The sequence below is a fragment of the Bacillus litorisediminis genome, assembly GCF_022808645.1.
GTDB classification, from domain to species: domain Bacteria; phylum Bacillota; class Bacilli; order Bacillales; family JC228; genus Bacillus_BF; species Bacillus_BF litorisediminis.
The window spans coordinates 16,500-29,669 of the sequence record NZ_JAKZKT010000035.1 but is presented as its reverse complement, the minus strand read 5'-3'; the positions used below and the strand labels follow the sequence as shown (position 1 = coordinate 29,669).

Sequence of the window (13,170 nt, the reverse complement as noted above, 5' to 3'; positions counted from 1 at the left end):
CGAATCACGGGCCTATTCTGACAGCTTTGGAGAATTTCCAGCCATCTGTGTCCGAATCACAGACCTTTTCGGACAGCTTTCCGGAATTTCCATCCATCTGTGTCCGAATCATGGGCCTATTCTGACTGCTTTGCGGAATTTCCATCCATCTGTGTACGAATCATGGGCTTATTCTGACAGCTTTGCGGAATGTCCAGCCATCTGTGTCCGAATCTCGGGCTTATTGTGACAGCTTTGCGGAATTTCCATCCATCTGTGTCCGAATCATGGGCCTATTCTGACAGCTTTTCGAATTTTCCAGCCTTCGTGTCCGAATCACGGGCCTATTCTATTACTTATACCTAATAACAAAAAAATAGGAACAATTATCCACAAGTCGAGAATTTTATAATTTCCTAAACAATAAAAAAAGGGACGTGACATGCACGCCCCCAGTTTTATTCGACAATAAGTTTGGCAACCATTTCTGCGTGTCCTTCTCCGCATATGACACTGCAGCGGATAGTGTATTCTCCGGCTTTAAGATTGGCTGTTGCTTTTCCGTCACCTTCAATGCTGATCTCTGTTCCTTCAATGGTAATGCCGTGGAAACCATCCGCATTTTTAAGATTAACGGTCACATCCCCAGCTGGTACGGTATACTCAGTTTTATCGAATTGCCAGTTAGATGCCTCAATGGTGACGGTATTTCCGCCCGTTGATCCCTCATCGGCATCCCCCGCTCCTCCACATGCTGTTCCTATAAGCATTACCAAAAGAACCATAATTACAAAAAATGTTTTTTTCATTGAAAATTCCCCCAAAGAATTCATCATTTTATTGTTATTACCATAGCTTAAATCCAGGTGATCCTGGAGGTGCATGCTGAATCATGTCTATTACTGGAATGGTATAAGCCACTAAAATCAAACCTACCGTAATCCCAATCCAAACCTTCCAATTCTCAAAAATTTTAGGAGTAGCCTCTGAAGCATCAGCTACCTCTCCAACAGGAAATTCTTCTGCGCCTTTTGGTGCAAAGAATACTAGTCTAATAAAGATGTAGATTAATAAAAGAATCGCGATGAATAGGATCGTTCCCCCGATAGCCATTGCAGTTTGATAAGGAATCCATCCAAGGGCATCTGGGTGATCATTGTACGTTGTATAGGCTGTTCTTCTCGGAGCGCCAAATAATCCCACTGTATGCATTGATCCTGACATAAAAAACATTCCGACTGCCCACAGAATCGTTTGCGTAATTCCAAGCCTGTTCAATTTTGCTGTTAATATACGGCCGGTTAAATGCGGCACTAGCCAGTATGAAATTCCAAAAAAGGTTAGTGCTACTGAAGTCGCCACTGTCAAATGAAAATGTCCTGTTACCCATAGGGTATTATGAACGACTTGGTTTAATTGGTTGCTTGCATTAATAATCCCGCCAGCACCTGCTGGAATAAAGATGAGCATCCCAACCATTGGCGCAAAGAAGCGAACATCTTTCCATGGCAGTTTTTTAAACCATCCGAATAACCCTTTGGCTCCTTTTTCACGACCAGCTAGCTCAAACGTTGCAAATAAAGAGAAAGCTGTCATTAGGGATGGAATAATAACCATAAAGGTTAAGACCACCTGCAAAAATTTCCATCCAGCTGAAACGCCTGGTTCTAAAAGCTGATGATGGAACCCAACGGGAATTGAAAAGAGTAAAAATAAAATAAATGCTAATCTTGCAAGAGAGTCACTGAATACTTTGCCTCCTATAATCTTTGGAATCACCACATACCAGCACATGTACGCTGGAAGCAGCCAGAAATAAACGAGTGGGTGACCGAAATACCAAAATAGAGTCCGACTTAATAATATATTAATCGTATCTACCCATCCAAAGGACCAAGGAATAAATTGAACGAGAACGGCTGCAGCAACTCCTAATGTAGAAATGAGCCAAAGCAACATCGTTACGACTGCCATAAAAGCTAACAATGGTGAAAGTTTTCCTTTGTTTGTTTTTTTCCAAAGGTAATACTGCCGAAAGATTCCGAACCCGCTAATCCAACTCCCTACAACTAGTAAAGTCAGGCCAATATAAAACCAAGGTGAAGCTTGAAGCGGTGCGTAGAACGTATACAAAACTGTTGCCTTATTTAGCAAAATCATAATCACTGTTAATACAGTTCCTGCAGTCATCAGGATAAATCCAAGCCAGCCCAATTTCCTAACAGCATTGTTCATAATGCCAGTAGTACGGCTCATCGCCGCAAAAAGAAAACCAATGATAAAAAATGTCGTAAAAACAAGACCAAGCAATACTCCATGGGCTGTTAGCAATTGATAATACCCGATTCCTGCAGGTAAAGTGACGGTTCCGCTTCGAACTAACGTTTGAAGCAAGCCTGCAATAGCTCCCAGGAATAAAGCGGTAAAAGCGACCCATATATGGGACATACTTAATTTTGCATCTACCCGGTCGACGAGAGTTATAGAATTATTCATTTACATCACCTCGATGGTCGTGCCCATGGCCTGGTGCCCGACACCACAGTATTCATTACAAAGAACTAAAAAGCTGCCTGTTTCACTGAATGTATGAGTTATTCTGCTAATATGACCAGGTGTGATCATCATATTGACATTCGTCCCGGCAATTTGAAACCCATGAACTACGTCCTTGCTTGTAACAAGGAAATGAACCGTGGCTCCCTTAGGAATCTCAATATTTCCGGGAGAGTAGGCAAACGCCTGCGCAACCATCACCAATTCATATTCATTTTCGCCTATCTGCTTTAAGCCTGGCTTATTAAAAGGTGCGGTTTGATCGACCTTATTCGGGTCAATCGTTTCCTGATGACTTGGCGGTGCCATCCCCATCGCAAAAGTTTGAATACCTACCAGCATCAAGAAAATAATGAGTGTTCCCCCGCCAAGCAGGAGCCAAATTTTTTCATATTTATATAAATGCATCTCCTCACCCCCAACCTTCTGTCATAAACGATTCATAAAAAGTAAATAGACTCCAGCCCACGATAGAACGATGAAACCTCCTACAAGGAGAACTGAGATAAACGTTCCCTTCAGATTTTTTTCTTTTTCAGCATTTTGTTTAGTTTCAAACGTAGAAGGAGTCTTCATTTGTTTAATGCTGGTACTCACTTCACCTTCCTCCTTTCGGTTATTGCTACAAATTCATTCTAAAATGTGAGGAACATCACATCTGTGATAAATGTCACACTTTCTAAGTAATCTGTGTCAGATTAATGAACTTACGGTTGGGGTTTTCAGATAGGATGAATTTAAAGTTTGTAAGATTTTTTTGGAAAAATGTACGTTATGGTTGGAATGGAAATGAAACTCTATCGGATCAATAGAAGTCTATTATTTAAAAAGGGGGAATTTATTTGATTGACGTTAAAAAAGGTCTTTACGCTATATTCGTTTTCGGTGTCACTGGACCAGTCTTTGTACTATTATGCGCCTTGAAATTATTAATTTTAAATGACTGGGAAGGGGTCAGTTTTACTATTATGGGCTTCTTATTTACTATGTTTTATATGAATTATCTAGAAACAAAAGCAGGTGTTGGCAAAAGAGTAATTTGGGTCAGATCTATCATTTCTTTGGTACTCTTTTATTTAATCGCTTACCTTTTTCTCAATTCAAACTAAAAAAAAGAACCTAGTAGAACCAGGTCTTTTTGATAACAGTCTCTTATAATCGGCATATATGTCTCGGACATCCCTCACAGTGACAAATCTGCCGCAGATATCCAATATCTAAAATTACAAGTTTGCCATTTTCATAGTGGATAATATCGTCTTTTTTCAGCTGACTAAGCATTCGATTCACCGTTTCACGCGTAGCACCAATCATACTGGCCAGTTCGTGATTTGTAAATTTTTCGTAGATATAGATTGCATTTTCTTTTTCCTGTCCAAACGTATTTGCAATCCGAATTAGAGTCGAAGCTAACGCACCTAATTTTCCAAAAAACATTAAATCTCGCAGCTTCAGCTGCGTAAACCGATTCATGTGGCTAACCCAATTAATGAAATCAATACCTAAATCACTATTTTGCCATATCGCTATTTCTAAATCCCTTCTATTCAAGACTCCAATTTTACAATCACATGTAGCTATCGCACTATATGTTTGATATAAAGTCGGTGTATCCCCGAAATCACCAAATATGTCTCCAGTCTGATAATAATAAAGAGTTAAGTCCTTCCCATCATCAGTCACTCTTGTTAACTTAACGGCCCCATCTTTAATAAAATAAAGAGAATCTGATTTGTCGCCTTCATTAAAAAGATAGGAATCTTTGGCAAGCTCCTCATCTATCATTAGATCCTTCAAACGATCCATGTTTTCCTGCGAAAATAAAAAAGAATTATAAATTAAATGATCATTATTGATACAGCGGTTCTCCAGCATATGAACCCCTCCATCTCTTCTTCTAACCTCATTATATAGTTTTTTGAAGAAAGGTTTTTGTGGCATATTTGACAAATTATAGAATCATGAAACAGAGGGACGGTTCTTTTGTTTCAAATTATACTTCTCCATAAAACAAGAAAATTCGGATGGTGCCAGGCACGACCCGAATTTCAATATCATGCTTCTTCCTGCCATACTTTTTCTAAGGTTTCCACAAAAACTTCAAGTGGTTGGGCTCCCGAGATGCCGTATTTGCGGTTTATCACAAAGAAGGGGACTCCTGTAACACCTAACTGCTGGGCTTCCATTTCATTAGAATGGACCTCATTTGAAAAATCATTGCCTTCTAAGACGGCTTTAACACCTTGTTCATCTAAACCTGCTTCTGAAGCAAGCTGAACTAGAGTGTCATGATCACTCAAGTGCTTTCCTTCTGTAAAGTATGCTTTGAACAAGAGTTCCACCATTTCTTTTTCTTTACCTTGTGATTTGGCATACTGCGCCAGACGATGAGCTGTAAAAGTATTAGTCGGAATAGCCATATCAAGGTTATAGGTTAATCCAACTGTTTGGGCCATTTCGGAGACATTTTGATTCATTGCTTTCGCTTGCTCAATTGAAGTTCTATACTTCTTAGCCAACACCTCATGTAAACTGTCTTTCTGATCTTTTGGCGCGTCTGGATCGAGTTCAAAACTTCGAAATTCTACTTCCACCTGATCACGATGCGGAAATTGTTCAAGCGCTTCTTCTAATCGTCGTTTTCCTATATAACAAAATGGACAGGCAAAATCAGACCAAACTTCAATTTTCATTTTTATTCAAAGCTCCTTCTATATCTAATTTCCCACATCTTATCAATATTGCTTATTTAAAGCAAAGAAAATTGACTTATCAAAAAAGGAACAGACTCAGGTTAAGCATTAAGCAATACTACCTGAGCCTGCGAAACTTATTATCTCCATTGTTCCATATTCCACACTTGCGTTACCCAGTTTTTATAAAAGTCGGGTTCATGAGAAACAACAACTACGGTTCCCTCATACTTTTCAAGTGCTTCCGAAAGGGATTCTTTCGCTTGAACATCTAAGTGGTTTGTGGGTTCGTCTAAGATAAGCCAATTGCTTTTCTCCAAAATAAGCTGGCATATTCTGACCCTGGTTTGTTCTCCCCCGCTCAAAGACTTTAGAGGCTGGAAGATGTGCTCGGTTCGCAGGCCAGCCCGTGCTAAAGCCTGCCGGACTTCTTTTTGTGTCATAGACTCGTGTAAAGACCAAATGTAATCGATAGGTGTTTGTTCCGATGTAATACTCCACTCTTGTGCAAAATATGCGGGTTTTACATATTGGCCGAATTTAATGTTTCCGCCTAAAGGCTTGATCTCGCCCATTAATGTCTTTAGCGTAGTCGACTTTCCAATCCCATTATGTCCGGTAATCGCGACCTTTTCCCCGCGTTTTAAGGTAAATGAGAATGGTGAAAATAAAGGTTCTTCATAGCCCACTACTAGCTGATCTACCTCTACAATTAAGCTGGCTGGACGTGCAGCAACGTGAAATGAAAATCTAGGTTTTGGCAATGTAAGCGGTTTGTCAATCCGTTCGATCTTAGCCAATTTTTTCTCACGTGCTTTTGCCTGCTTAGAAGTCGAAGCTCTCGCTTTATTTTTGTTAATGTAAGTCTCGAGTTTCTCAATCTCAGCCTGCTGGCGATTATAGGCAATGTGAATTTGCTGCTTTCTAAATACATAGGCTTCCTTGAATTTTTGATAGTTGCCAATATATCGGGTTAAATTTTTGTGCTCTAGGTGATAAATTACATTTACAACTTCGTTCATAAAGGCTGTATCATGCGAAATAAGAATGAACGAGTTCGGATAGTTTTTTAAATAACCTTTTAGCCATTCAATATGTTCATAGTCCAGATAATTGGTTGGCTCATCTAAAAGCAGAACATCCGGCTCTTCTAATAAAAGCTTTGCCAAGAGAAGCTTTGTTCGCTGGCCGCCGCTTAACTGACCGACATCAGTTTCTAAACCAAGTGCACTAATTCCTAATCCATTAGATATTTCTTCAATTTTCGGATCAACCTGATAAAAATCATGCTGTTCTAATAGTTCTTGCAGCTTAGCAAAGCGATTCAGTGCATTTTCGAGTTTTTCCTCACCATATTCCCCCATTTTATTTGAAAGCAGCAGCATTTCCTGTTCAGCATCAAATAAAAATTGAAACGCACTTCGGAGATAGTCTCGAATACTTTGGCCGTCCTTCAAATCTACCTGCTGCTCTAAATAACCGACTTGAATGTTTGGTTGCCACTCAACCATTCCCTGGTCAGGTAAAATATGACCTGTTAATATTTTCAATAAGGTTGATTTTCCGGCGCCATTGGGGCCAACTAAACCAACTCGCTCTTTATTCAGTAGCCGAAAATCTATATCTTTAAAAACTAATTTATCCCCAAAATAATGGGTCACTTTTTCTACATTTACAATACTCATGATTTCGTCACTCCTTATCATTGGTGAATCCGCCAATCGTAAAACAAGGAGTACGTGCCCTGCCCTACATCTTATATTTGATTCTTACAAGAAATTTCCCAAAAGTCAGATCATTCGTAAATTGCGCAATGGAATCCAATAATAAAAAAATAGGTAGGGCAAACACACCCTACCTATTCCTGTCTGGATAAAATAATTCCGATTAAAAATCGATATACCAGCCAAAACACGAATATTTAATGAGGAAAGGGCCTGAATTGTCCGTTGTTTTACGATTGGTTTTGCTAAAAATGGGCAGACTTCTCCCGCATTAAGCTAAAACCATTTGAAAAACAACAGACATACTCATTAGCCTTATTTCCTCCCTAATGTCAAAAATTAGTATCTACCCTTATATTTTACAAGAAGAAAAAGGTAAATGTAAAGAAACTTTTCCCATCTTAATAAAGATTTTAACTCGCAAATCGCCTCTCTGAATACTATTCATTAAATCGTCCATTCATCATGTACAATTGCGACTAACTTCAATCCACCACTTGCATCCCGTTCAAAAACAAGATTCAAACTTCTCCAATCCATTCCGCCATATTGTTCTGTTCCTTTAATGTGAAATTCTACTACAGTGGAATCAGGGAGTTTTTCTTTAATATTATTAATCGAATTTCCTCGATGCTGGATGGAATCAATATTCATTTCGTGAGCATTTAGATAATCCTGATCATATACAAATCGACTATAGTATTGTTCTGCCGTCATTTCCATGGGTTCCCCGCTGCCATCAAACGTTCCCCACAAATAGGTATCCGAATTACCTAATAAATTGGCTACCTCTTCTTCTTCAAATACTAATGCATCGTCTTGAATATAAACGTAAGGTGAGAACAATAATCCTTTTTCCGGATGAACATGCTGTGCAAGGATCGCTGTGTCTTTCTTTGCTAACGCCTGAATAATTTCCCGGGCCAGTTCCTGTACACTTGATTCAGGATTATTAATTTCTGGATCTGCCTTATTGTCCTCGGTAAAGAAAATTTCTTTAAACTCATTTAGTTTTGCTTCATCTGTTTTGTACCTCTCTCCGTTTATGCTGACAATATTCTCTCCTGTAAAGATAATCTCAGCTATTAATTTTTTCGAGGTATCATATAATTGAAAGTTTGTATTAAATACAGAACTGGTTTCCTCTGTTTTTTCGTAAGGCATAGCAGCTATAGTCTTTTCAAATTTATGAATGATGTCTGAATCCTTAGACGTATAAACGGTTTCATCACCTGTTACTTGATCAGTACGAGCTACTAATTTGTGAAAATCAGCGTCAATGATAAACTCTATCGGATTAGTAGGTTCTTGTGGATTAGGCTGAACCTCAGGAGTTTCAGCAGGCCGGGTTCCCTCATTACTATCAAAAAAATAACTAAATCCCAAGAACAAAGCTAAAACCACGACAGCTACACTTGAAAAGCCTACAGCCAATCTCCTCAGCCATCTCCCTTTTTTATTTTTCATCTCCCATTTAGTCGCCTCCTCCATTAAAATTTGATGTATTTCAGTTTGCTTTCCTTCTTTAAGCTTAAAACTTGGAAATCTGTTTAATTCTTTTTCAATCTCATGTAAAGGCTTTTGTAATCTCATAATTCATAACCTCCTTGCGTGTTGCGAAGTGCTTTAAGGGCTCGGTGATAAGTAGTTCGAACTTTTTCTTCCTTCCAATTTAAAATTGCTGCTGTTTCTTTTGTATCAATTTCTTTTATCCCTCGCAAAAGCAGCACTTCTCTGTAGTTATCATGCAGGTCCTGAATGGCTTTGTACAAATCCTGTCTGGTTTCGTTATTTTCATAAATCTTTTCAGGTGTATTTGGATCATTTGCTTCAAACCTTTTTGATAATGAGATCGTCTTACTCCACCCTTTTGCCTTTTTTCTGCGGTACTCATCAAGCGCCACATTACGGGCAATCTTCATCAGCCAGGTCTTGGGTGAGGACTCTCCTTTAAAAGTATGCAGACTCCTCATCGCTTTAATAAACACTTCCTGAACCATATCTTCCACATCGGTACTCCCCATGTAATACACAAGGTAGTCATAAATCTCATTGCTATATTGATAAAACCATTCTGAGATAGTTTGTTTTGTTGACATGGTGAAACCCCTCACTCATTGTTTGTATCTATCTATTTAGACGTAAAGTATTGTCAGTTATGACACTTCATTTGAATAATTTTTATAAAAATGAGTCATTCGCACAGATAAAAGTGATTCATTTAAAACCCATTGTTTACTTCCAACTTTTCCGGTACATCCTATAGAGGAAATAAATTAGGAGGTGATCCGATGAAGTCGGTTACAGTGAATTTTCATGCTGAAGATTCAGTCGAAACAATGAATGTAAAAATTATGGATGAAGAAGACTTTCATAAGGTTACAGAAAATGGGACGCGGCATTTATTTGAATTAGACACGAATATCGGCTTTTTTGTCTTTTTTGATGGAGAGGATGCAGAAGGAAATTTGCATTATTTATGCCTGCTTTATGAAGAAGAAAACGAAGATCCAACCTATTGTTTTTCTTTTGACCTGCAGGACTTCTATGAATTCTTGGCTCTGTATCTAAACGACCTTGAATTCCAGGAAGAAGAAGCAGTTGATGACGAAGAAGAGGAATATGGTCCTATTCATCATTTAGCCCACCTGTTGCACCATATAGTAGATGACGCCAGACAACTGGAGATGTGATCATAGATAAAAAATGCACTCTCATGGGAGTGCATTTTAACGTTTACATAATCCTTCAAACAAAACTAAAACAGAGCGCTAAAGACGATTTGTTTGCTAGTTCTTCTAAATGTCAATGAAGCTTTTTTCACTTTAAACTGTTATAAAAGCTATCGACAATCGGTAATATCTCTGGTTGTGTGTGATAGTAATTTTCGTTCACTTTACCTAACGAAAATGAAATGTGGCTTCATCATTCACATAAAGGGAAATCGCATAATTGAATCCATTTCGTTGCTCCTGATTTTCAACTGGTATAAATTTAATGTCCTTTATCTTATTTAGGAAAGCTTTAACTAATTTTTCATCCGTAACTGTTTTACTGTATCCTGAATTGCCATCTAAAATCCTTATCTCAGTTACATCATTTAAGTCACCTTTGTAGAATTGTTCCAGGGTTTTGGTCTCCAATCGAAAAGTACTAAGGATCATAATTAGAACTAAAACGATAACCCCCACAATTATCTTCAATTTTCTCCCCCTTTAACTCGCTTAAAATCGATACATGTTTCTCATAGGATAAGACATCCTATAGTTAAGCTGCATTTTAAACCATTTATAAAAAACAGGTGATTACATGCAAGACGAAAACAATTCAATTGAATATAGTATCTGGAATACTCGAATTGACCCAAAACATAAATTATCAAAGGAAGCCATACAACGTTCATTCAAATCAAAACCCAAAAAGCAAAAAGACCAATTATAAGCAACCTGAGCAGGGTTGCTTATCACTCCTTTCCTTTAACCATTTTTACTTCTGGACTTAAATAATCACAACTTTGATGGACCGCTTGTTTCTTGTTCCAAATATTCATGTAACAGTTGTTCTATGTACACAGGAATGTTTTCTTCTTCTATTTCAGCTAATGCCCCTAATGTTGCCCCCTTCTTCAGAGCGTAATCCACAAGTTCCCAGCCTGCATAGTATCCTTCTCGTTCGATTCCGGTTGTACCTTTCTCAAACGTAAATTTATAAAGGAATTCTGATTTTGATTCAAATAAATAAGGTTTAATTCCCGTAAGAATATCTTTTCTTTTTTGGTTACATTTTTCAAACCAACCAGCCCTATGTTCAATATAATCTTTATCCTGTAATCCAGGAACTAAAAGCTTACTCGCTTGAGTAGCAATTCCTTCTTCCAGAATAAGAGAGCCAATCGTCCTTTCCCAGCCCGATGACTGTTTCGCCTTTATACCATGAACAACATGTGTAAGCTCATGGGCAAGAATCACCTCAGGAATTTCAACCTCGATAGGTATACAGATTACTTTTCGGTGCTCATCATAAGGAGCTGTGAAGCAATTACCCTCAAATCCACCTACGAAATGAAGAATTACCAAATCTATCGATTGATTATAGTCGAGTGCTTGTTTCACTTTCGTTAACACAAATTTGATTTTTTCCTCGTCTGGACTCCAGCTCTTCAGTTTTTCTATCATTTCTGGATAACGATTCCATGCTTCTTTTAACAGCTGTCTTGCTGTTTCCTTTCCCTGATCTCCAGGCGGAACTGCCGCAAACCCATATAGCTCCTCCCACAGCTCCCATCTTTTAACTTTAGTTACATCAGACTTGCTTGCCTTATTATAAAACGATAAAAACTTTGGAATAAAATTGACAAATTCTATACGATCCATAAGCAAACTCCCCCTTTTTATTATGGTATTCATACGAAGACAGGAAAATATTGTTTCATTTTTAAAAAATTTCTTATTTGCGGTTTACATATCTTTACAAAAGTGATATCATATTAGTATCAAATTGATTTACATTTTAGGGGGAATGTCAAATGAAAGAAAATAATGCTTGGCATATCAATGGTTTTTTAGGGATCCTGCTTTTTATTGTATTTACTGGATTAGCTGTATTTTCACTAGTTAATCAAATCATCCCGTTTGGCATTGCGTTTGTATTACTCGCTGTACTTGTTGTAAGCGGAGTCACTGTTATACAGCCTAACCAGGCTGTTGTCGTTACCTTTTTCGGCAGATATTTAGGAAGCATTCGCAGCAGCGGTTTGTTTCTTACCGTTCCGCTTACCTTAAGAAAAACTGTTTCCTTACGTGTCCGAAATTTCAACACAAAAAAGCTTAAAGTCAATGATGTAGAAGGAAATCCAATTGAAATAGCAGCCGTTGTTGTTTTTAAAGTAGTCGACTCAGCCAAAGCCGTTTTTGATGTAGATAACTATGAAGAGTTTGTCGAAATTCAAAGTGAAACAGCGATTCGTCATGTGGCAACCAAATACCCGTATGATACCTTTGAAAATGTTGAAATTACGCTGCGCGGAAATGCAGAAGAGGTCTCTAATGAACTTTCTGTGGAATTACAGGATCGTCTTGAAGTTGCTGGAGTTAAAGTGATTGAAGCTAGACTCACACATCTAGCATACTCCACTGAAATTGCCAGTGCCATGCTGCAGCGTCAGCAAGCAACCGCGATTGTATCTGCAAGGCAAAAAATCGTAGAAGGTGCTGTTGGTATGGCACAAATGGCAATCAAGCAGTTAGAAGAAAAAGAAGTGGTAGAATTAGATGAAGAACGGAAAGTTGCGATGGTCAATAATTTGATGGTTGCGATTGTATCAGATCGTGCTGCCCAGCCGGTTATTAATACAGGAAGTTTATATCAATAGGAACATATGGCTAAGAAAAAGAGCTTCCCTTTACGGATTGACCCGGACGTGTATAAGATTATTGAAAAATGGGCAGCCGACGAATTTAGAAGTGTTAACGCACATATCGAATTCTTATTAAGAGAATCCGCAAAACGCGCTGGAAGACTTCCTTCAAAAATTAAAAAACAAGAAGATGAAGAATAACCAAAACCCTGTATCGACCGATACAGGGTTTGTTTTTCATGCACTTATTTTCTGTCTGATTTCGTCCATTTTTTCTGTTTCTCTTAATTATTTTACATGGAGATCTATTAACAAATTTTTCAATCGTATATTTTGGTCCAATTCAGTCATACTACCATTGTAGAAATTTTAATACAGAAATTTAGAAAGAAGGAATGAATGAAATGACAGTAGGAAGTCAGGTTAAACAAACAATTGCTGGATTGAAAAGTGCGCAAGCAAGCTTAGAAACCTTTGCATTAGGAACACAAAATAAACAGGCTAAACAGCTTTACCAAACTGCCGCACAACAAACTCAAGCAATTATCGATTCGCTTGAGCCAAGAGTTCAGCAAATTCTTCAAGAAGAACCACAATACAATCAATAATAAGCTAATCCATCAAAAGGATTTTTGGAGGATCTTTTATGACTATAGCCTCTAATGTAAAACAGTGTCTTGCAACGATTAGCGGAATCGAGGCACAATTATCAACCTTAGCTTTAAATTCCCGAGACCCAAATGCGGCTAAAATTTTTCATGAGTCGATGCTTGTGGTCGAAGAAGTCAAAAAAGATTTAAACCAGCGGTTAATGAAAATTGAAAATGAGGAGCCTCAATATCGGGGCTCCTAATTATAAAGG

General features: G+C 38.1%; 17 protein-coding genes. 6 read left to right on the top strand and 11 right to left on the bottom strand.

Features of this window, described 5'->3' with window-relative positions; translation table 11 throughout:
• Positions 1-437: 437 nt before the first annotated feature.
• Genes MLE14_RS16355 through MLE14_RS16340 form a run of 4 tightly spaced genes read right to left on the bottom strand, consistent with a single transcriptional unit; the run spans position 438 to position 3,132 of the window.
• Positions 438-788, bottom strand: coding sequence for a cytochrome C oxidase subunit II (locus tag MLE14_RS16355; RefSeq protein WP_243299486.1), 351 nt, complete (start codon positions 786-788; stop codon positions 438-440).
• Between the two features lie 37 nt (positions 789-825).
• Entirely contained in the window at positions 826-2,475 is a 1,650-nt protein-coding gene (locus MLE14_RS16350) for a b(o/a)3-type cytochrome-c oxidase subunit 1 (protein WP_243299485.1), read from the bottom strand.
• Positions 2,476-2,943: a cytochrome c oxidase subunit II gene (locus tag MLE14_RS16345; RefSeq protein ID WP_243299484.1), complete on the bottom strand. Its 468-nt coding sequence runs from the start codon at positions 2,941-2,943 to the stop codon at positions 2,476-2,478.
• Positions 2,944-2,964: 21 nt separating this feature from the next.
• The gene (locus MLE14_RS16340) at positions 2,965-3,132 is read right to left on the bottom strand and encodes a cytochrome c oxidase subunit 2A (protein ID WP_313897770.1); all 168 of its coding nucleotides are present in this window, start codon (positions 3,130-3,132) and stop codon (positions 2,965-2,967) included.
• Positions 3,133-3,377: 245 nt separating this feature from the next.
• On the opposite strand from MLE14_RS16340, the gene MLE14_RS16335 reads away from it, so the two are divergent.
• Positions 3,378-3,644, top strand: a complete 267-nt coding sequence (locus MLE14_RS16335) for a hypothetical protein (protein WP_243299483.1) — start codon at positions 3,378-3,380, stop codon at positions 3,642-3,644.
• A gap of 43 nt (positions 3,645-3,687) precedes the next feature.
• Here the strand turns inward: MLE14_RS16335 and MLE14_RS16330 are convergent, their stop codons facing one another.
• The 5 genes from MLE14_RS16330 to MLE14_RS16310 all read right to left on the bottom strand — a co-directional run bounded on the left by MLE14_RS16330 (position 3,688) and on the right by MLE14_RS16310 (position 9,051).
• Entirely contained in the window at positions 3,688-4,410 is a 723-nt protein-coding gene (locus tag MLE14_RS16330) for a Crp/Fnr family transcriptional regulator (RefSeq protein ID WP_243299482.1), read from the bottom strand.
• A gap of 179 nt (positions 4,411-4,589) precedes the next feature.
• Positions 4,590-5,228 carry a DsbA family oxidoreductase gene (locus MLE14_RS16325; protein ID WP_243299481.1) on the bottom strand — a complete coding sequence of 213 codons (639 nt, stop codon included), beginning with the start codon at positions 5,226-5,228 and terminating at the stop codon, positions 4,590-4,592.
• Positions 5,229-5,368: 140 nt separating this feature from the next.
• Positions 5,369-6,913 carry an ABC-F family ATP-binding cassette domain-containing protein gene (locus MLE14_RS16320; protein WP_243299480.1) on the bottom strand — a complete coding sequence of 515 codons (1,545 nt, stop codon included), beginning with the start codon at positions 6,911-6,913 and terminating at the stop codon, positions 5,369-5,371.
• A 486-nt stretch (positions 6,914-7,399) separates the two neighbouring features.
• The gene (locus tag MLE14_RS16315) at positions 7,400-8,545 is read right to left on the bottom strand and encodes a hypothetical protein (RefSeq protein ID WP_243299479.1); all 1,146 of its coding nucleotides are present in this window, start codon (positions 8,543-8,545) and stop codon (positions 7,400-7,402) included.
• A complete protein-coding gene (locus MLE14_RS16310) occupies positions 8,542-9,051 on the bottom strand; it encodes an RNA polymerase sigma factor (protein WP_243299478.1) in 510 nt (169 codons plus the stop codon). Before MLE14_RS16310 ends, MLE14_RS16315 begins: the two co-directional genes overlap by 4 nt.
• A 192-nt stretch (positions 9,052-9,243) precedes the next feature.
• On the opposite strand from MLE14_RS16310, the gene MLE14_RS16305 reads away from it, so the two are divergent.
• Complete coding sequence (locus tag MLE14_RS16305; RefSeq protein ID WP_243299477.1) at positions 9,244-9,645, top strand: cytosolic protein; 402 nt, start codon at positions 9,244-9,246, stop codon at positions 9,643-9,645.
• A 207-nt stretch (positions 9,646-9,852) separates the two neighbouring features.
• On the opposite strand, the gene MLE14_RS16300 is transcribed toward MLE14_RS16305, so the two are convergent.
• Entirely contained in the window at positions 9,853-10,155 is a 303-nt protein-coding gene (locus MLE14_RS16300) for a hypothetical protein (RefSeq protein ID WP_243299476.1), read from the bottom strand.
• Positions 10,156-10,458: 303 nt separating this feature from the next.
• Positions 10,459-11,325 (bottom strand): DUF2268 domain-containing putative Zn-dependent protease, encoded by an 867-nt coding sequence (locus MLE14_RS16295; RefSeq protein WP_243299475.1) that lies wholly within the window; start codon positions 11,323-11,325, stop codon positions 10,459-10,461.
• Positions 11,326-11,477: 152 nt separating this feature from the next.
• Here MLE14_RS16295 and MLE14_RS16290 point away from each other — a divergent pair, with 152 nt between their 5' ends.
• The 4 genes from MLE14_RS16290 to MLE14_RS16275 all read left to right on the top strand — a co-directional run bounded on the left by MLE14_RS16290 (position 11,478) and on the right by MLE14_RS16275 (position 13,161).
• On the top strand, positions 11,478-12,323 hold the full coding sequence (locus tag MLE14_RS16290) for an SPFH domain-containing protein (RefSeq protein WP_243299474.1): 846 nt from the start codon (positions 11,478-11,480) through the stop codon (positions 12,321-12,323).
• Positions 12,324-12,329: 6 nt separating this feature from the next.
• Positions 12,330-12,509, top strand: a complete 180-nt coding sequence (locus tag MLE14_RS16285; RefSeq protein WP_243299473.1) for a toxin-antitoxin system HicB family antitoxin — start codon at positions 12,330-12,332, stop codon at positions 12,507-12,509.
• A gap of 203 nt (positions 12,510-12,712) precedes the next feature.
• Positions 12,713-12,916 carry a DUF1657 domain-containing protein gene (locus tag MLE14_RS16280; protein WP_243299472.1) on the top strand — a complete coding sequence of 68 codons (204 nt, stop codon included), beginning with the start codon at positions 12,713-12,715 and terminating at the stop codon, positions 12,914-12,916.
• Between the two features lie 38 nt (positions 12,917-12,954).
• Complete coding sequence (locus MLE14_RS16275; protein ID WP_243299471.1) at positions 12,955-13,161, top strand: DUF1657 domain-containing protein; 207 nt, start codon at positions 12,955-12,957, stop codon at positions 13,159-13,161.
• Positions 13,162-13,170 lie beyond the last annotated feature (9 nt).

Bases quoted from the DNA above. Each gene is read 5' to 3' on its own strand.
- MLE14_RS16275 (WP_243299471.1), top strand. From the start codon at position 12,955: ATGACTATAGCCTCTAATGTAAAACAGTGTCTTGCAACGATTAGCGGA.
- MLE14_RS16280 (WP_243299472.1), top strand. From the start codon at position 12,713: ATGACAGTAGGAAGTCAGGTTAAACAAACAATTGCTGGATTGAAAAGT.
- MLE14_RS16310 (WP_243299478.1), bottom strand. From the start codon at position 9,051: ATGTCAACAAAACAAACTATCTCAGAATGGTTTTATCAATATAGCAAT.
- MLE14_RS16320 (WP_243299480.1), bottom strand. From the start codon at position 6,913: ATGAGTATTGTAAATGTAGAAAAAGTGACCCATTATTTTGGGGATAAA.
- MLE14_RS16345 (WP_243299484.1), bottom strand. From the start codon at position 2,943: ATGCATTTATATAAATATGAAAAAATTTGGCTCCTGCTTGGCGGGGGA.
- MLE14_RS16305 (WP_243299477.1), top strand. From the start codon at position 9,244: ATGAAGTCGGTTACAGTGAATTTTCATGCTGAAGATTCAGTCGAAACA.
- MLE14_RS16355 (WP_243299486.1), bottom strand. From the start codon at position 788: ATGAAAAAAACATTTTTTGTAATTATGGTTCTTTTGGTAATGCTTATA.
- MLE14_RS16285 (WP_243299473.1), top strand. From the start codon at position 12,330: ATGGCTAAGAAAAAGAGCTTCCCTTTACGGATTGACCCGGACGTGTAT.
- MLE14_RS16350 (WP_243299485.1), bottom strand. From the start codon at position 2,475: ATGAATAATTCTATAACTCTCGTCGACCGGGTAGATGCAAAATTAAGT.
- MLE14_RS16330 (WP_243299482.1), bottom strand. From the start codon at position 4,410: ATGCTGGAGAACCGCTGTATCAATAATGATCATTTAATTTATAATTCT.
- MLE14_RS16295 (WP_243299475.1), bottom strand. From the start codon at position 11,325: ATGGATCGTATAGAATTTGTCAATTTTATTCCAAAGTTTTTATCGTTT.
- MLE14_RS16290 (WP_243299474.1), top strand. From the start codon at position 11,478: ATGAAAGAAAATAATGCTTGGCATATCAATGGTTTTTTAGGGATCCTG.
- MLE14_RS16315 (WP_243299479.1), bottom strand. From the start codon at position 8,545: ATGAGATTACAAAAGCCTTTACATGAGATTGAAAAAGAATTAAACAGA.
- MLE14_RS16325 (WP_243299481.1), bottom strand. From the start codon at position 5,228: ATGAAAATTGAAGTTTGGTCTGATTTTGCCTGTCCATTTTGTTATATA.